This is a genomic window from Phycisphaeraceae bacterium (assembly GCA_020851465.1).
Taxonomy (GTDB): domain Bacteria; phylum Planctomycetota; class Phycisphaerae; order Phycisphaerales; family Phycisphaeraceae; genus JADZCR01.
The window spans coordinates 86,145-104,658 of the sequence record JADZCR010000005.1; the positions used below are offsets into that span (position 1 = coordinate 86,145).

Here is an 18,514-nt window from a genome sequence, read left to right on the forward strand (position 1 = left end):
CGTGGCTATTCAGGCCACCTCACGCCCAGCTCCGCATCGGTGCGGACTTCCCTTGCGCCCCGTTTGACCGGACGCAGTACGGTTGCACGACGTTTCTCCCAGAACTTCCTGAATCGCGCCACGTTCCAGACCGGCACGCCGTGCTCTCTCGCGTAGCGAAGCACCGGCACCCACATCGGGCTGCTGTAAGTGGCAAACGAAACCGGATGCGAATTGAAGCAGAGCATGCTGTGGTAGCGGTGAATGTTTTCCGCCAGTGTCTCCGTGACCAATTTGATCCCCGCATCCACGGTGAGGTTGAGGGAAAATTTGGCACTGAATCCGGCATTGAGCGTGGTCTCGTCGGAGAATTGCGACGCCAGTTGTGTGACCGGCAGCACTTCGCCTTGCGGCGACGCAAAAGGCAGAGGAAGCCCTGACGCGGTCATGTATCGCGATGCTCGTGGCGGCAGGGAGTAGTAGTTGCAGTCCCAGGTGAAGCCATGCCGGGCTTCGATGCGCGGACCTTCAAGATAGCTGGTCCAGGCGATGCAATGATTTCGGATTGAGCCGGACGGCGCACGGCCATAGCGACGACGGAATTGCTCGACATGGCTTCCCAGCTTCGCGTCCCAGGTCGATCCGGTCGGTGGCGGCAGGTCGGGGTGAATAGAAAAGTCGTAGCCGCGCGAGGCAAGCTCCTCGAACCACTTCGGATCCATGGCACTGTCGCTTTTTCCCGCATCACGCACCAGATAGAACGTGATTCCCGCGTTGTGTTCATCCACAGCCGAGATCAGTGCTTCAAACTGTTCGCGTGTTGAGTAGTCGTCATCCGAGGTGAAGACAACCATCGTCGGCACGTTATTGGGGTAATACCAGAGCCACGGTAAAACAGTGTCACCCGGCCAGGCGCGGTGAACGAGTTCACGCAAGAGGCGGCAGTGCAGGTCTGCGCCGGGAAAGGCTGCATCCTGTGGATTCCAGATGCCGGCGAACAGATCAGCCGGCCGCATCCGCGCGATGCCGGTGTTCCGTACTCCAGCCAGCATCGGGTCACCTTGCCTCAGGGTGTAAACGGTGGTCAGCAGGTCATACGCCAGCGCGACGATGCAGCCCTTGCCTCGGCGGAGCGTGAGAATGGCCGACGCATCGGCAGGCTTGCCGTCTGCTTCGAGCAGCGGAGTCCGGTGCGTGACCTCAGTCTCCGGCGCGGGGGAGTAAAACGCAGACCAGCCTCGTGTGGGCAGGCCGCTATCAGGGAAAGCTGCACCCTGTGCGCCCACTCGTGCGTGCAGGCGTCCTTCAAAGCGCATGGGAATGCCCATCTGCGCTGCCAACGCCTCGCCGGGCATGACCGCCACCAGTCCGCCGCCGCCAGCGACGAACTCCAGGAGCATCGCTGCTCTGGTCGGTTCCGGGTCGGCTGGACCAAGAAGAATCAGGGAGCGATCCGCGAGCATGGCCGGTGTCAGTTCATCGAGCCACGCCGTCTGAAGATCGTTGATGCCCTCAAGGTGGAGTAATTCCGCCAGTGCCTGCGGCGAGTTGAACCATCGATCCGATCGCTCCGCGAGAACGAGAATGCTGGAGGTTGACATGGCTGAATGATACCGAAGCGCATCCGGTCAAGGCAGAAAGGGAATAACGTGGACGTGATGAGCTAGATCGAGTAGTCCTCGCCGAAGACCTTGTAATCACGAGCACTGACAAACACATCCACGCCGGTCTGGAGCTTGAGGGCCTGATAGCGTTCATGCGGCAAGGCCACCTGAACGTACTCGCCTTGTACGCTGGTAAGCTCCACTTTGACATGCGGACCGGCAGAATTGATGCGGTCCACGCGGGCCTTGAAAGCCGGTCGCCCATCCGGCTGGTGCAAGATGTCGAAGTCATGCGGACGAACAAAAATTCGCTGCGCTCGCGCATCCGCAGCTCTTGTACCATCCGTCGGCTTGCCGTCGAAAATCGCCTTACCGTCGACTACCCGCGCGTGGAACAGATTTACGTTGCCCAGGAAATTGATCACGAATTCCGTCGCCGGCCTGTGGAACACTTCCTCCGGTGTGCCGGCCTGCTCGATGTGTCCCTTGTTCATCAGCACGATTTTGTCGGCGACCTCCAAGGCTTCTTCCTGATCGTGCGTGACGAATACGCTGGTGATGTGGATTTCATCATGCAGTCGCCGGAGCCAGCGGCGCAGTTCCTGTCGCACTTTTGCATCCAGTGCGCCGAAAGGTTCATCGAGCAGAAGAACCTTGGGCTCGACCGCCAGCGCACGCGCCAGCGCGACGCGCTGACGCTGACCGCCTGAGAGTTGCGACGGGTATCGGCCGGCAAGTCCTTCCAGTTGAACGAGCTTGAGTAATTCGTGAACCCGATCACGAATCGCCGCCCGTGAGGGTCGTGTCTTGCGCGGCCGCACTCGCAGACCGAACGCCACGTTTTCAAACACCGTCATGTGACGGAATAGCGCGTAGTGTTGAAAGACAAAACCCACGCGGCGTGCCCCGATGTCAGCCGCCACGACGTTTTCATCGTGGAATCGGATTTCACCTTCACCCGGATCGGGTGTCTCCAGTCCAGCGATGACACGCAGAAGCGTGGTCTTGCCGGAACCCGATGGCCCCAGCAGGGCGACCAGCTCGCCGCTGGGTACTTCCACGGAAACATCATCGAGTGCGCGGAAGTTACCGAAGGTTTTCGTGATGTGTTGAACCGTGATGCTCACAGGCCCAGCTCCTCTTGCGAGTTCGGATCAGGTGGATTGGCAATGCGGGCGGGAGTCGCTCTTGCTGTGGTCGCAGATGTCGAGGCATCCAGCGATTCCGGGGGATCGAGGTCTTGTTCCGCTTGTCGATGAACGGTCCACTCGACGAGAGTCTTAAGCCCCAGCGTGACCAGTGCGAGCAGCGCAAGCAATGAAGCGACGGCAAAGGCCGCGACGAAGTTGTATTCGTTGTAGAGAATCTCGACGTGCAGGGGTATGGTGTTGGTCTTGCCGCGGATGTGTCCCGAGACCACTGACACGGCCCCGAACTCGCCCATTGCCCTCGCGTTGCAGAGGATCACGCCGTAGAGCAGGGCCCATTTGACGTTTGGCAGCGTGACGCGCCGGAAGGTCTGCCAACCGCTTGCACCGAGAACCAGTGCGGCTTGTTCCTCCTCGGTGCCCTGTTCCTGCATGAGCGGGATGACTTCCCGCGCGACGAATGGGAAAGTCACGAAGATCGTCGCCAGTACGATGCCGGGCACGGCGAAGATGATCCGCAGCGGGCTCCACCCCAGTGAAATCCACTCGGCCGTCAGCGGCCACCAGCGGTGAGAAAATCCCAGCCATGAGAGATGGGTGGGATAGCTTGGATCATCGAGCCACCAACCGAACCAGCCCTGAAGACCAAAGAGCAACACGAAGATGAGGCCGGAAATCACAGGCGAAACAGCGAAGGGCAGGTCGATCAGGGTGATGAGCAGATTTTTTCCCAGGAAGTTGAACTTGGCGATCGCCCACGAAGCTGCCAGCCCGAAGACGAGATTGATCGGTACAGCGATGGCGGCAGTCAGGAGTGTGAGTTTGATGGCATCCCAAGCGTCAGGTTGTCGGATCGCCTCGAAATAGGCTCCCAGTCCCTTGCGAAGTGCTTCAGTGAAGACTGCCGCCAGCGGCACGAAAAGAAAGAGCAGCAGAAAAGCGGCACTGACCAGCAGCAGGGTCCATCGTACCCATGCAGGCTCGCTGACCATGCGTTTGCTCACGCCGGTGCGGTGTGCCAATCGTGATGTCGCGGGACCGGCCATCAGTTACCTCGGTAGCGGCGGCTCGTCCACCACTGGATCAGGTTGATGAGCAGCAGCAGCAGGAATGAGGCGACGAGCATCACCACCGCCAATGCCGCAGCTCCGGCATAGTCGTAGTCTTCCAGCCGTGCGAGGATCAGGACCGAAGTGATCTCCGTTTCCATCGGCATGTTTCCGGAAATGAAAACGATCGAGCCGTATTCACCCAGTGCCCGTGCGAACGCCAGCGCAAATCCCGTCAGCAGGGCAGGGAGAATCGTCGGCAGGATCACCCGCGCAAATGTCTGCCAGCGATTTGCTCCCAAACTCGCTGACGCCTCCTCAATCTCCACCTCGAAATCTTCGAGTGCCGGTTGAAGCGTGCGGACGACGAACGGCAGGCCGATGAACGTCATCGCAATCGTGACACCCAGCGGAGAGTAGGCCGACTGGATGCCCGCTTTGTCGAGCCACCTGCCGATCCATCCGGTCGGCGCATAAATCTGCGTCAGCGCGATGCCTGATACCGCGGTGGGCAGGGCGAAAGGCAGATCGACGAACGCATCGAGAATCTTTTTTCCGGGAAACCGATACCGCACCAGCGACCACGCCACGATGAAGCCGAAGATCGCGTTGAGCACCGCACCGATCAATGCGGTGGAGAACGTGAGCTTGTACGAGGCGACTGCCCGTTCGTCGCTGATGGTTTCCCAGAACTGCGCCCAACTGGTGCCTGACGCACTGAAGAAAAGTGCTGAAAGCGGTATGAGCACGACCATGCTCAGGTAAAAAATCGTGAACCCCAGCGTTAGTCCGAAGCCGGGCAGCACGCTGTAATGTTTGAGTCGAAGGCTCATGGTGAGGTTCACGATTACCGACGGGCGGCTTCTATCTCATTTATTCATGGGAGAGGCGAGGAGAAGGTTTCGCGTATGGCTGTCTCCCGGCTGCGAAAGCGAAACCTGATCCATTGCGGCTTTTTCATCTTTCAAGCCGTCACCTCAAACGGGAGCGGATGTATTTTCTCACTTTTTTGAGCGCGAGATCTGGTCGTAGATTCCCTTGTTGGCAAAGTGGACCGCCTGCGCCTTGCGCCATCCGCCGAACATTTCGTCAATGGTGAACAGCTCGATCCGGGGAAATCGATCCGCGTACTTTTGGGCGACCTCCGCATCACGAGGCCGGTAATAATTTCGGGCAGCGATTTCCTGACCTTCCCTGCTGTAAAGGTATTTCAAGTACGCCTCAGCCGCCGCCCGCGTACCTCGCCGATTGACGACCTTATCCACTACGGTCACCGGCGGCTCGGCGAGAATGCTGATCGACGGATTGACCACCTCCAGCTTGTCCGAGCCAAACTCGCGGATCGCCAGATAAGCCTCGTTTTCCCAAGTGATGAGCACATCACCCAAACCGCGCTGTGCGAAAGTCGTCGTTGAGCCGCGAGCACCCGAATCGAGTACGGGCACATTTCGATAGATCGCAGTCACGAACTCTTTCGCTTTTTCTTCCAGGGCAGCGTGATCGTCCGACGTGTTGGCGGAAGAAGGTTGTGCATCATCACCCGCACCGGATGGTTGGGTGAGATTGGCAGGGCTGTATTTTCGGATCGCATAACCCCATGCAGCCAGATAATTCCACCGTGCGCCGCCAGAGGTCCGCGGATTGGGTGTGATCACCTTGATGCCTGGCTTAGCCAGGTCGTCCCAATCCTTAATTCCTTTTGGGTTCCCCTTACGGACGAGGAACACGATCGTGGAGGTGTAGGGCGCGGAGTTGTCAGGCAGACGGCTTTGCCAGTCGGCAGCGATGAGTTTTCGGTCGGCTATCGCATCGATGTCATAAGCCAGCGCCAGTGATACGACGTCAGCCTCAAGCCCTTCGAGGACGAAACGCGCCTGCTTGCCCGACCCGCCGTGTGACTGCTCGATTTCCAGTTCACCGTGACCTTCGGCTTTCCACTTGGCGGCAAAGGCGGCGTTGAACTGCTGAAAAAGCTCGCGTGTCGGATCGTAAGAGGCGTTGAGCAGCACGGTCTGAGCCGACAAAGGCGCAGGGAGCAACCAAATTGCGACACCCAGCACCGACAGCGATAACCAGCGGCGAAACGTCTTGCCCATCTGTTGTGACCCGCGAGAGAGCCGACCCTGTTAATGTTGACTATTTGAGTCGTATATTAACCAACGAATAACGATTGTCAAACTCGTCATTCGATTTGACGTGTTTTCCCCTTGTTTTACAGGGGCTCAAGCGGTACAGGTCGCCTCAGCGGTACCGAGCTTTAATCGCCTTGCCTGATTTCACGCTCTGGTCCGCCAGATTCAGAATGTGAATCGGACGGCGTGCCCATTCAGGGGTGATGATGAGCTTGGTGCCCTTGGAAAGATGGTCAGCCACGTTCTGGTAGTACTTCTCCGTCTGACTGGGTGGGTTGGCACCCTTTGTCACGGTCGTTTTGCCGTTGTCGATGCGCACGATCTCCCACGTGCTGTGATCGAATGAGTATGTGCCCTTGGTTCCGGTGATCTCAAGAATCTTGTCGTGCGGTCTGGAGTCGATCGACGAAATGCGCAGCGTCAGCCACTTGGCGTTGGTGAAACGCACGAGGGCGAAGCCTTCGTCTTCGTTGGTGTCAGCTTTCCATTTGGTCTGGTTTGCCCAGTAGCCTTGCTTGGCGACCCCCATGACTTCATCGATCTTTGAATCGATGATCTGGAGCGAATACTCCAGCAGGTGAACACCCCAGTCATACATCACGCCGCCGGAGATCGACTTGCTGGACCGCCACCAGTCGCCGGGTTTTGCATAGCCGCCCATTGCCGCCTCGATGCGGATTACCTCACCGATCGCGCCTTCCTTGTGGATCGCCTGCATCGCTGCCAATACGCAGCCGTCCCAGTGGCGGTTGTGGTAGGTCGAAAGTACGACCTTGGCGGCCTTGGCGGCGGCGATCATGTCGTCGCATTCCTTGGTCGTGATGGCAAACGGCTTTTCACAGACGACATGGCGGCCGGCCTTGAGGCACTGGATCGCCAGCTTCGCGTGGGTGTTGTGCGGCGTGATAATCACGACGAGATTCACGTCGGATTTCTTAAGCATCTCATCCACCGAGGTGAACGTCTGGATGCCGGGAAAATCTTTCGTCGCCACCGCCAGGCGGCTTTCGTCGATCTCGCTGACCGCGCGGGGAGTCATGCCCGCCTGCTGCATCTGGAGCAGGTGATGCTTGCCCATGTTGAATGCGCCGCCGTAACCGATGACGCCGACCTTGATATCGCTGGCTTTCTTGAAGTGTGGCACGGGATGATTTCCTGGGGTTGGGGGTGAAAGGAAAAAATGTTAACGATTTTGGCCGCGAGAGGCGAACAATCGGTGACGCCCGGAAAGTGGAGTACGGCTCATCCTGTAAACTTTCCCTATGGCCCGCCCGGATGCTGTCCTCTTCACAGCCTTTGAGCCTAGCGGCGATGCGCTGGCGGCAGGATTGATCGCGCAGATCAAGGCCCGTCGTCCGCAGATGAAGGTTTATGCGCTGGGTGGGCCGAGGATGGCTGCCGCCGGTGCAGAGTTGATCGAGACGACCACTGAGCATGCCGTCATGCTCGCCGGTGCGATCAGCAAGGTGCGGGAACATCGTGCCCGACTCAAGCGATTAAAGGTCTGGCTGCATGAGCACCCGATCGCTGCCCACGTGCCGACGGATAGCCCCGCAGCGAACTGGTCGATCTGTAAGCTCGTCAGGCAGATTCAGCGCGAGGCTAAGATCGTGCACTTGGCTGCGCCGCAGGTGTGGGCGTGGGCGACCTGGCGCATCAACAAGCTCCGCCGCCTCACCGATCACGTGTTATGTCTGCTGCCCTTCGAGGAAAAATGGTTTCGCACCCGTAATGTGCCGGCGACATTCGTCGGCCATCCCATGTTTGATTCCGTCGCACGTTCATCCGCTGCACCTCGGTTGCGGGACGGCCGACTAAAGCTGGCGTTGCTTCCGGGGTCACGATCCGGCGAGTGGCGCAAGAACTGGCCGACGATGCTCAAGGCCTACCAGCTCCTCACGGCTAAGAACGAGGCGCTCGCCGGTTGTGTCGCGGCTGTGGATCAACCAGCCGGTGAGTGGTTGGTGAGTCATACGTTGACTTCGCCGCCGCCAGCGCTGCGTTGGTCAGATGGCCGGATTGTTTCACCTGATCTGTCCCTGCCGTCGGGTATGGAGATTGTTTTTGGCCGCACGCCGGAGATTCTGGAATGGGCGGATGTGGTGCTGGTGGTGTCAGGTACAGCGACGCTGGAGGTGGCCATGCATCGCAAGCCGATGGTGGTGCTCTACAACATTTCGAGAATATCGTGGCACTTGGCGGGGCGGTGGATTGTGCGTACGCGCACCTTCTCGCTGCCGAATCTCATTCTCGAAGGTCTCGGTGAACGCGGTGCGGTACGCGAGCTTGTGCCGCACTTCGGGAATGTGCGCGTAGTGGTTGATGAGGTGGACCGTCTGCTGAAAAACCAGGACGCCCGCCGGACACAGCGTGCAGCAATAGATCGCGTGTGCGCCGAATTTGAAAGCGTGTCATTCAAAGATCGCGCTGCGGAGCGATTTTTCCAGGTCGCTGGTCTGTGAAATTCACAGCGGATACATGATCCGCATACTCGTCTGTCTGATCTGAAAAAGTAACCAAATAAAAAGGCGTTCCCGTGAGGGAACGCCCATGTGATCTGCTCCGAGGTCGCTTTTCGGTTTGAAGTTTTGCGGACCGCCTGATTCGGAGCGGCGGAACGCGGTGTACGATTCAAACGTTCGTCACGTTTTCACGCGACACGACACTCGATCACTGATTGACTTACTTACGGGCTTTCTTCTTGACTTTCTTCTTCGCAGCTTTCTTCTTTGCTTTCTTGGCCATGGCTTTGATCCTTTCGGGCAACCTCGGAGCTTGAACCAATTAAAGACGAAACCAAAAACAGAGTCAATAAAAATCTGATCTCTGTTCAAAAATCTTTATCGGCATCAAACGCGATTCAACTTGAGCATTATCAGCTTCCGCGATCTTGATACACCGCGCTCGACTCGCGTTCAATCGTCGTCGCGCGGAGATGATCGTGATCGCTTCGTTGTCGCGCGGCAACTTTTCTGCTTGAGCCTCCTCTCACGCGAGCTGCGCGTCGGTCGAGTCGCGCGGCGCGTTCGCGGCACACGTATCGCAGACACCAGCAGCGAGCGCAACCGCTTCAGACAGGCGTCCTTGTTCATTCGTTGCGAGCGCGTCTCCTCAGAGGTAATCAACAGATCGCCGTCCGTCGAGAAATGCGAAGGTCCAGCCAGCGCGAGCAGCCGCGCCGTCGCCGGTGCGCCGATGCGATTTTCGATCACCCGCAGCGACACGCGGAGCTGTGCCTTGGTTTCGAGCTTGTTCACATTCTGGCCGCCAGGTCCTGAGCTGCGCGCAAAAGAAAACTGCAAAGCGGCCGGCGGCACGCATATTCCCGGAGCTATTTCAATCCCCGATCCGCTGGTTGGTATGTCTGATTCCGGCATGGTTGATCGTCAGTGGGTGCTGATCCTGGCAGCCGGAAATCGACTCACCCCGATGGAACCGCAGATCAAGCGTTGACCTGACAGCGACACGAAGTGCCTCTCAATCTTCCTCCGCTTTAGGTTTGTAAGCGGAGACGATCTGCTGCTGAATCTGCGGCGGGACAGGATCGTAATGGCTCAGCTCCATGGAAAAGCTGCCCTGACCGCCGGTGACGCTTTTGAGTTGGTTCTGATAGTTGGTCACTTCACTCAAAGGCACCATCGCCTTCACCACCGCCATATCGCCGCCGAGCATGTCGGTGCCCTGGATTCGTCCGCGCTTTCCTGACAGGTCGCCGGTGATGTCACCCATGTAACGGCTGGGAACGGTGACCTCGATATTGACGCAGGGTTCGAGCACCACCGGCCGAGCTTTCTGCACCGCATCAATGAATGCCCGCCGTCCAGCCGTGATGAACGCGATTTCTTTGGAGTCCACATCGTGATACTTGCCGTCGTAAACGCTGACGCGCACGTCCTGGAGCGGATAGCCGGCGATCGCGCCGGTTTCGATCACCTGTCGGACGCCTTTTTCAATCGCGGGGATGAATTGTCTGGGGATCGAACCGCCGAAGGTGTCGTCCACATATTGAAATCCGCTGCCTCGTGCCAGCGGTTCGACGCGCAGATAAACCTCACCAAACTGTCCCGCGCCGCCGGTCTGCTTTTTATGCCGGTGGTGACCTTCCGCCTTGGCGGTGATCGTCTCGCGGTAGGCGATCTTGGGCGGCTTGGTGTCCACTTCGACATGGAAGCGTTTTTTGAGTCGCTCAAGGATGATGCGCAGGTGCATTTCTCCCATGCCGTAAATGATGGTCTCGTGCGTTGAATTGTCGCGCACAACCCGGAGCGTGGGGTCTTCTTCGAGCAGCTTGTGCAAGGCATCGCCGATTTTCTGCTCATCGCCGCGACTCCTGGCGGTCACGGCCAGCCCGTACATCGGTTCGGGGTAGGCCTTGTGAAGGTAGCGGATGTGATCCTCATCATGGCTGTCGTGCAGGACAGCGCCGCGGTGGATGTCATCCACCTTGGCGACGGCAGCAATGTCGCCGGGTATCGCCGCGTCCACCTCGGCGTGCTGTTTTCCCTGAAACTTGAAGAGGTGGCCGACCTTGAAGGGTTTTTTGCTTTCGCCGGCTCGGGGGTCACCGACGTAAAGCTGTGTCTGCATTGTCACCGTGCCCTGATGCACGCGAAACGCCGCGAGCTTGCCGACGAACGGATCGATCGTGACCTGAAAGACGTGTGCGATCACATGCTTCTTCGGGTCAGGCTCAGCGTGCAGTTCGTGGAGCACATCATCGCCGCGGATAAATGGCCGCGGGTTTCCCTCCAGCGGATTGGGCGCGAGTTTGACGATGATCTCCAACAACTCCTGAACGCCTACGTCGCGCGTCGCGCTGGTAAAGCAGACGGGAATCAGGTGTCCCTCACGCAGCGCCTTCTCGAACGGCTCGTGAAGCTGGTCGGGCTTCACATCGCCCTGTTCGAGATAAAGCTCCATCAGCTTTTCATCCACTTCGACGACCTGCTCGACGATGCGCTGATGCGCCTCGGAAGACGATCCCAGCGCGGTCGGCGTTGACCCGTCAGCACGGAAAAAACAATCGACCACGCCTTTACCGTCCGCGGTGGGCAGGTTGATGGGGATGCACTCTTTGCCGAACGCGCTCTGGATCTGCTCGATCAACTCGGCGAAGTCGAGATTCTCCGCATCAATCTTGTTGACGACGATCATTCGGCAGAGCTTTCGCGCACCGGCGCGCTCCATGACACGGCGCGCGTTAGGTTCGACACCAGCAGTGGCGTTGATTACCACCGCGACCGTCTCGATCGCCGGCAACGCCAGAAACGCCTGCCCGATAAAGTCGGGATAGCCCGGCGTGTCGATGAGGTTGATGTGTTTGCCCTGGAAGTCGCAGTGGGCGATGGAAGTGAAGATGCTGTGGCCGTGTGTTTTTTCTTCGTCGCTATGGTCGGTGACCGTCGTGCCGCGCTCGACGCTGCCCGGCGCGTGAATGGCACCGGACTTCAGAAGGAGGGCCTCGGCGAGCGTCGTTTTTCCCGCGCCGCCGTGACCCACAAGGGCAATGTTGCGAATATCCGTAGTGGTGTAGCTGGGCATGGCCAAACCTTCCCAGAAAAAATGTGTGGTTCAGCCTGAGTATAAAACCGTAACGAGGCGATGGAAAGAGTCGCATCTCGTTCCCGTTCCCGCCGCACATTGGGGAGCACGGAAGGCTCACGATGTTCCGCGTCGGAACAGGTTGTACTTCAGGATGCACCAGACCGCGCGCAAGCCGTCCTTCCAACCAATCTTTTTACCCTCGGCGAAAGTACGGCCGGAGTATGACACGCCGACCTCGTAAATGCGGCAGTTCATCTTGGCGACCTTGGCGGTGATCTCCGGCTCGAATCCGAATCGATTTTCCTCGATCGTGATTTTTTTAATGACCTCGTGACGGAAAACCTTGTAACAGGTCTCCATGTCGGTGAGGTTGAGGTCGGTCATCATGTTTGACATGAGCGTGAGGAAACGGTTGCCGATCGAATGCCAGAAGTAGAGCACGCGATGCGACTCGCCGCCGGCGAAACGCGACCCGAAGACGACATCAGCCTTGCCGTCGAGAATGGGTTTGAGCAGTTTCGGATATTCCTGCGGGTCGTATTCGAGATCGGCATCCTGGATGAGCACGATCTGGCCGGTCGCAGCCGCAAAGCCGGTGCGCAGAGCCGCACCCTTGCCCTGGTTTTCCTCGTGATAGAACACACGCACGTCGGGCAGTTCCTTAAGCTCCTTGAGCCGGTGCGCCGTGCTGTCGGTGGAGCAGTCATCGACAATGATGACTTCCTTGTCGATGGGCACCGCGCGGACCGCGGCTACGATCTGATCGATCGTGTCGGCTTCGTTGTAAACCGGAATGACAACGGAGAGCTGGGGCATGTTGCCTGACCGCGCGAGTAGGATAATCGATATGGCCGACACCCGCCGACTCATCGAGCTTGACAGCCTGCACGTCTGGCATCCGTTTACCCCGATGCGCCAGTGGCGCGATGCCGCGGGTCCGCTGGGCGCACCTCTGGTGATCGAGCGTGCCGAGGGTGAGTTTCTCATCGACACCGACGGCAGGCGGTACATCGATGGCGTCTCGAGCCTCTGGTGCAATGTTCACGGCCACCGCGTCCCGGAGATCGACCAGGCCATCCGCGATCAATTGGATAAGGTCGCCCACTCGACGTTACTGGGGCTGGCGGGGGTGCCTAGCATCGAGCTGGCAGCGGAATTGGTCAAGCGGTCGCCGTCGTTTGATGGACGGAAACTCAACAAGGTGTTCTACTCCGACGCGGGAGCGACGGCGGTCGAGGCGGCGTTGAAGATGGCTGTCGGCTACTGGTTTCACCTTGGCCGCCCGCGGAAAAACCGCTTCGTCGCACTGACCAATGCGTATCACGGCGACACGACCGGATCAATGGCGGTGGGCTTCAGCGATGCGTTTCACCGGCCGTTCCGCTCGATGGTGTTTGAAGCTGATTTTTCCGCTGCTCCCGACGTGCTGCGGGGCGCGCGGCGACAGCATCCCGTCTCCGGCGGCCGCTGGCCGAGTGAAGAATTCCTGGCTGTCGAGGGCGGTGAATGTCTCGCGCAATTGGAAGCACACATCCGGCAGCATCACGAGCGCATCGCTGCGGTGGTTCTCGAACCGGTGATGCAGGGTGCAGCGGGAATGCTTCCGCAACCCAAGGGATTCGTGAGATACATCCGCGAGTTATGCTCCGCGCATGACGTGCTGCTGATCGCCGACGAGGTCGCCACCGGCCTGGGACGCACCGGAAAAATGTTCGCCTGCGAACACGATGGCGTGACACCCGACATCCTCTGCGTCGCCAAAGGGATCACCGGCGGTTATCTACCGCTGGCAGCAACGCTGACGACGGACGCGATCGAGCAGGTTTTCACCGGCGAACTTTCAGAGAGACGGACATTTTTCCACGGTCACACGTACACAGGTAACGCATTGGGATGCGCCGCGGCGCTGGCTTCATTGCGACTGTTCGACTCAACCCGACTTCTCGATCGCATCGTCCGTAGCACCGCGATTCTCACCGAGCGGCTCAACGAACTGCGAGATGAGTCGAGGTTTCCGCACGTGGTGGACGTGAGGCAGCGCGGGCTGATGGTGGGTATCGAGCTTGCGAAGGACCGCCGAACGCGCGAGCCGTTCGACTCAACGCGGCGTGTCGGCGCAGCGGTCTGCGCTGCGATGCGTCCGCGAGGGTTGATTATCCGTCCGCTGGGTGACGTGTTGGTGTTGATGCCGATTCCCGCGATGCGCGAGGAGTCTCTGCATCGGATGCTCGATGTGGTGATCGAGACGTTGAAAGAGTGGAAAGACTCAGCGTGAGTGACGACGGCGTGAGAATGCCATGACACCCGCTGCCGCCGCCAGCAACACGCCCGTGGTCGGCTCAGGGATCTGGGTAAGAGCGAATCCCGGCCAGGCAAAGAGTGCCTGATTTTCCAGTCCGGTTCCCATTTCAAATCCCAGATCGATGCCCAGTCCGTCGTAGTCCGGGCCAAGCAGGTCGGCCAGGAAAGTGTCCAGTTCACCCATGGTGCTTCCGGTGAATCCGAGCACCGCCATGAGATCCTGCATGTCCTGTGAGAGCGGCATCGCCACCAGACCCAGTGAGTCGAAATCGTTCAGATCGTCGATCGCGACCTCGACGGGTACATAGTTGGGATTGCGCACGAGGTGTAGCTGCCACGGGTCGTCGTTGCCGTCGTTGGTTTCATCAATGAAGTCGAGAACCATTTCGAGGAACGCGCCTTTATCGCCGGGGTTCACGCCGGGCACGTCGGTGCCGAGCGCTTCGAGGATCATGGGGAAATAGCCGGTCGTGAAGAGATTGAAGCCAAGAATCCCATCCACGGGCAGGCCGGGGATGTCGATGATGCCGACGGCGATGTTGTGAAACTCAAGCCGGTCACCGGCAGCGGTGTCGAGGGTGAGTTTATCGACGGTGACCAGAGGCACATCGGCTTCACCGCCTACGCCGCCGACGGTCATCGTTTCGTGATTCGGGTCATCAGGATCGATACCCAGCGAAATTGCCATGTCACGAGAGATCATGGTGAGCTGCGCGCCGGTGTCGAAGAGGAAGTTGCCTTGCGTGAAGTTGGCCCCCACACCCGCGCCGACGCCGCCAAGCACGGGCAGGTCTTCGGTGGTGGGCAGCGGGCCGTTACCGACCTGTCCGGTAGTCGGATCGACATGGAATTTGGTGAAGTTGAAGGTGTCGATGGTCGCCCCCGCATGACTGGCGAGTTGAGCGGCGACGTTATCGGTGAAGCCGACGTGGATGTAGTCGAAGCTGTCGAGCGGTTCAGAGCCGAGGCCGGTGTCCACGGTTCCACTGCCGGTCATGGATGAGAGCGCCACGACGACTCCTGTGTCGTTCATCGCGGGCATGCCGGCGATGCCGTCGAACGAACCCAAATCGAGTGCGGGTGCAGCGACGGCCTGGATATTAGGTCGGATCAGCGCGGAGACGTTTCCGGGTACAGCCCCGCCATCAAAAAGTCCTGACGCACCGAGGAAGGCTGAAATGTTGGCATCCATTCCCTCGGTCACATCGACCGGCTGGTATCCGCCGACGCCTTGTTCGAGATATTGACCAGCGATCGGATAAACGAGTGTCGTGCCGCCGAGAATGTCGTTGTGCGCGCCGGCCGCGAGCAGGTAGCCGCTGGCGCCGGTGTCGAGAATCATGGTGAAGCCATAGTCGATGGCGGGGAAGTAGTCGGTCGGCGTCGTGGGTGGATGCGCCAGTTGAACCGTGGCACGGGGCTGGTCAATGGCGAGACTGTCACCCGGCCCCATGTCAACGACCGCAGCGGAGAGGAGTCCCGCTGAGGTCAGGGGTGCGGCGAAAAAGGCGATCCATGCGGGGAGTCGTCGAAGCATTCGTTGCTCCTGATTTCAGCCAAACCTTGCCGCCGCAGCTAACGACCGGACGATTCTGATCCAGAGTCCGAACTCCAACCATACAACCGTTTTTCTGAAATCCAAATCTCCGTGATTGGGCAGCATCTAAATCCTAATTGAAGCTTTCGGAATCACAATGAATTTTTCCTGCCAATACGACACCTCGGCACACGATCGAGGCGGGCGTGGCAGATGATTTTGACATCCAACCGGCGTAACTCCGTCATGTAATTTCTATAAACTATTAAATTAAAATAAATTAAGTCAATTTTTATTGTCGTCTGTGTGTCGCCATAGGGGCACTGGCTTTGCCGAAGTAGGGCGTGGTCAAGGTACGCCCCCATTCCGACAGCCGATCCCGGTTTAATGTGTTATTGACCGAAGATCGGCCACAAGCTGCGGAACACTGGATTTTCCAGCTTCCCCGGCTGCTCGAACCGCAGGGTATCACTGCGTATGTAGCTCGTTCGGGTGAGGAGGCGATTTCGATTGCCGGTCAACTGGTGTTTCATGCGGCAATCATCGATCTGGCGACACCTCTGGCCGGGCCGACCGCCCCGGCTGGTGCGGGTCCCGGTGCCCGATCCGGCGCGCGTGAGGCTGCGGGCCTTCGGTTGCTTGAGTTGTTTCATCGACTGCCGAACCATCCGGCGATGGTCGTGATCCATCCGCCTGCACACCATCAGGAGGCGGAGCGCGTGCTCCGCGAAGCTCTGCGATTGGGCGCGTTCAGCGTTCTACACAAGCCGGTCGAGATTGAGCAGCTTCTGGGCGTGTTCCGTCGTCTGCTGGATCGGCATTATCAAGGAGCCTGGCCGCCGCCTTACTCCGGCCCGGCGAACTAGATCACAACGAATCGGATAACCATGCGTGAGTGTCACGCTGAGTGGATTGAATCGTTCCGTTAACCCCGGCCAAAGAAACGAATGGCCAAAGAGACCAAGAAGGAGACGCCATGAAAGTTCGCCCCCTCGGAGAGAAGATCCTTGTAAAGCGCGCCGAAGCGCAGACCAAGACCAAGTCCGGCCTGTTCCTCCCGGAAACCGCCAAAGAAAAACCACAGGAAGCGACCGTCGTCGCTGTCGGTGACGGCAAGCTGCTTGAGAACGGCAAGCGCGCCCCCTTTCAGGTCAAAAAGGGCGACCGCGTCATCATCGGCAAGTGGGGCGGCACGGAGCTGAAGGTCGAGGGCGAAGAGATGCTCGTCCTCTCCGAAGATGAAGTGCTCGGCATCATCGACTGAGTAAACGCGAAAACACCCTTTTCCCTGCATCGAATTCAACTAGTAACTTAACCAGGAGATTACAGAACATGGCTGCTAAGACGATCAAGTTCGACGCCGACGCACGCGAGGCAATCCGCCGCGGCGTCGCCAAGCTCGCCCGCGCGGTGAAAGTCACCCTCGGCCCGTCCGGTCGGGTGGTCATCCTCGAAAAATCCTTCGGCTCACCCACCGTCACCAAGGACGGCGTAACTGTCGCCAAGGAAATCGAGCTTGATGACGCACTCGAAAACATCGGTGCCCAGATGGTCCGTGAAGTCGCATCCAAAGCGTCCAAGGACGCAGGCGACGGCACCACCACCGCCACCGTGTATGCCGAGGCCATCTACAGCGAGGGCCTCAAGAACATCACCGCCGGTGCAAATCCCAATCAAATCAAGCGTGGCCTCGACAAGGCGGTCGAAACGGTCGTCGCCGAACTCGCCAAGATGAGCAAGAAGGTTTCGTCCAACAACGAAATCGCCCAGGTGGGCACCTGTGCCGCCAACAACGACGCATCCATCGGCAAGATCATCGCCGAAGCGATGGATAAGGTTGGTAAAGATGGCGTCATCACCGTCGAAGAGGGCAAGAGCCTTGAGACTACGGTTGATCTGCTCGAAGGCATGAAGTTCGACAAGGGCTATCTCAGCCCGCACTTCGTCACCGACGCTGCCAAGATGGAGTCGGTTCTCGAAGACGCTTACGTGCTCATCCACGAGAAGAAATTCTCCAGCGCCAAGGATCTGATCCCGCTGCTGGGCAAGGTCGCTGAGTCCGGCCGCGCCATTCTCGTCATCGCTGAGGACATCGAAGGCGAAGCCCTGGCGACCCTCGTGGTCAACAAGCTTCGCGGTGTGCTCAAGGTCGCGGCGGTTAAGGCTCCCGGCTTCGGTGATCGCCGCAAGGCCATGCTCGAGGACATTGCCGTCCTCACCGGCGGTCGTGCGCTGATGGAAGAACTGGCGATCGACATCGAGAAGCTCGAGCTGTCCGATCTGGGCCGTGCCAAGAAGATCATCGTGGACAAAGAAAACACCACGATCATTGAAGGCGTGGGTAAGACCGATGCGATCAAAGGTCGCATCGCCGCCATCAAGAATGAGATCGACCGCACCACCAGCGATTACGACCGTGAGAAGCTCCAGGAGCGTCTCGCCAAACTCGCAGGCGGTGTCGCGCAGATCAACGTCGGCGCAGCCACCGAGTCGGAAATGAAAGAGAAAAAGGCTCGCGTCGAGGACGCCATGCACGCCTGTCGCGCTGCTGTCGAAGAGGGGATTCTGCCCGGCGGCGGCGTCGCGGTGCTCCGCGCTCGCAAGGCTCTCGACAAGCTCATCAACGGCGAATCGCTTCATGGTGACGAGAAGGTCGGCGCTGACATTATCCGCCGCGCTCTTACGGCTCCCATCAAGCAGATTGCCGCCAACGCCGGCCACGATGGTTCGGTCGTTGCCCAGAACGTCGAACAGAGCAAAGACAACACCTATGGGTTCAATGCTCTGACCGGTGAATACGGCGACATGATCAAGCAGGGTGTCATCGTTCCGACCAAGGTCGAGCGCGTCGCCTTGCAGAATGCTGCCAGCATCTCCGGCCTGCTCCTGACAACCGACGCTGTGGTGTCGGAAATCAAGGAGAAGAAGAAAGGTGCCGGTGCTCCGGCCGGCGGCGGAATGGACGACATGGACTATTAAGCCCATCGGGAGCTCCGCATCTGTGTGCGGGATTCGCTCCCTTGTCCATTACAAGCTCAATACCAAACAACCCCAGCCTCGCGGCTGGGGTTGTTCTTTAGTACCCATACGTTGCGTACAACGGTCGCTGCCCAGAATCCAGACGTTTACGACAACGCACAAAATCGATCACGAGCGAGGCATGCTCTTGTTTAGCGCATGCCGCCTGCTTGCGAGACTGCAGCGGGGGATGGAGTTGGTT

Annotated in this window: 15 protein-coding genes; 5 read left to right on the forward strand and 10 right to left on the reverse strand. The window is 58.9% G+C overall.

Annotation, left to right across the window (positions count from 1 at the left end; all coding sequences use genetic code 11):
• Nucleotides 1–5: 5 nt before the first annotated feature.
• The 6 genes from IT444_05480 to IT444_05505 form a co-directional block, all read right to left on the reverse strand.
• Nucleotides 6–1,580 carry a hypothetical protein gene (locus tag IT444_05480; protein MCC7192217.1) on the reverse strand — a complete coding sequence of 525 codons (1,575 nt, stop codon included), beginning with the start codon at nt 1,578–1,580 and terminating at the stop codon, nt 6–8.
• A 62-nt stretch (nt 1,581–1,642) separates the two neighbouring features.
• Entirely contained in the window at nt 1,643–2,710 is a 1,068-nt protein-coding gene (locus IT444_05485) for a sulfate ABC transporter ATP-binding protein (GenBank protein MCC7192218.1), read from the reverse strand.
• The gene (locus IT444_05490; GenBank protein MCC7192219.1) at nt 2,707–3,777 is read right to left on the reverse strand and encodes a sulfate ABC transporter permease; all 1,071 of its coding nucleotides are present in this window, start codon (nt 3,775–3,777) and stop codon (nt 2,707–2,709) included. The genes IT444_05485 and IT444_05490 overlap by 4 nt, the downstream gene beginning before the upstream one ends.
• Nucleotides 3,777–4,613, reverse strand: coding sequence for a sulfate ABC transporter permease subunit CysT (gene cysT, locus IT444_05495; protein ID MCC7192220.1), 837 nt, complete (start codon nt 4,611–4,613; stop codon nt 3,777–3,779). The genes IT444_05490 and cysT overlap by 1 nt, the downstream gene beginning before the upstream one ends.
• 168 nt (nt 4,614–4,781) lie before the next feature.
• The gene (locus IT444_05500; GenBank protein ID MCC7192221.1) at nt 4,782–5,876 is read right to left on the reverse strand and encodes a sulfate ABC transporter substrate-binding protein; all 1,095 of its coding nucleotides are present in this window, start codon (nt 5,874–5,876) and stop codon (nt 4,782–4,784) included.
• Nucleotides 5,877–6,021: 145 nt separating this feature from the next.
• Nucleotides 6,022–7,056, reverse strand: a complete 1,035-nt coding sequence (locus tag IT444_05505; protein MCC7192222.1) for a Gfo/Idh/MocA family oxidoreductase — start codon at nt 7,054–7,056, stop codon at nt 6,022–6,024.
• Between the two features lie 118 nt (nt 7,057–7,174).
• On the opposite strand from IT444_05505, the gene IT444_05510 reads away from it, so the two are divergent.
• Nucleotides 7,175–8,374, forward strand: a complete 1,200-nt coding sequence (locus IT444_05510) for a hypothetical protein (protein ID MCC7192223.1) — start codon at nt 7,175–7,177, stop codon at nt 8,372–8,374.
• Between the two features lie 453 nt (nt 8,375–8,827).
• On the opposite strand, the gene arfB is transcribed toward IT444_05510, so the two are convergent.
• The 3 genes from arfB to IT444_05525 all read right to left on the reverse strand — a co-directional run bounded on the left by arfB (nt 8,828) and on the right by IT444_05525 (nt 12,272).
• Entirely contained in the window at nt 8,828–9,289 is a 462-nt protein-coding gene (arfB, locus tag IT444_05515) for an aminoacyl-tRNA hydrolase (protein MCC7192224.1), read from the reverse strand.
• Nucleotides 9,290–9,389: 100 nt separating this feature from the next.
• On the reverse strand, nt 9,390–11,453 hold the full coding sequence (locus IT444_05520) for an elongation factor G (protein ID MCC7192225.1): 2,064 nt from the start codon (nt 11,451–11,453) through the stop codon (nt 9,390–9,392).
• Between the two features lie 117 nt (nt 11,454–11,570).
• Nucleotides 11,571–12,272, reverse strand: coding sequence for a glycosyltransferase family 2 protein (locus IT444_05525; GenBank protein MCC7192226.1), 702 nt, complete (start codon nt 12,270–12,272; stop codon nt 11,571–11,573).
• A gap of 31 nt (nt 12,273–12,303) precedes the next feature.
• Between IT444_05525 and bioA the strand changes: the two genes are divergently transcribed.
• Nucleotides 12,304–13,731 carry an adenosylmethionine--8-amino-7-oxononanoate transaminase gene (gene bioA / locus IT444_05530; GenBank protein MCC7192227.1) on the forward strand — a complete coding sequence of 476 codons (1,428 nt, stop codon included), beginning with the start codon at nt 12,304–12,306 and terminating at the stop codon, nt 13,729–13,731.
• Here the strand turns inward: bioA and IT444_05535 are convergent.
• Nucleotides 13,723–15,294, reverse strand: coding sequence for a clan AA aspartic protease (locus tag IT444_05535; protein ID MCC7192228.1), 1,572 nt, complete (start codon nt 15,292–15,294; stop codon nt 13,723–13,725). The genes bioA and IT444_05535 overlap by 9 nt on opposite strands.
• Nucleotides 15,295–15,689: 395 nt before the next feature.
• Between IT444_05535 and IT444_05540 the strand changes: the two genes are divergently transcribed.
• The 3 genes from IT444_05540 (at nt 15,690) to groL (ending at nt 18,273) form a co-directional block, all read left to right on the forward strand.
• Nucleotides 15,690–16,160, forward strand: coding sequence for a hypothetical protein (locus IT444_05540; GenBank protein ID MCC7192229.1), 471 nt, complete (start codon nt 15,690–15,692; stop codon nt 16,158–16,160).
• 110 nt (nt 16,161–16,270) lie between these two features.
• The gene (locus IT444_05545) at nt 16,271–16,558 is read left to right on the forward strand and encodes a co-chaperone GroES (protein MCC7192230.1); all 288 of its coding nucleotides are present in this window, start codon (nt 16,271–16,273) and stop codon (nt 16,556–16,558) included.
• Between the two features lie 68 nt (nt 16,559–16,626).
• On the forward strand, nt 16,627–18,273 hold the full coding sequence (gene groL / locus IT444_05550; GenBank protein MCC7192231.1) for a chaperonin GroEL: 1,647 nt from the start codon (nt 16,627–16,629) through the stop codon (nt 18,271–18,273).
• Nucleotides 18,274–18,514 lie beyond the last annotated feature (241 nt).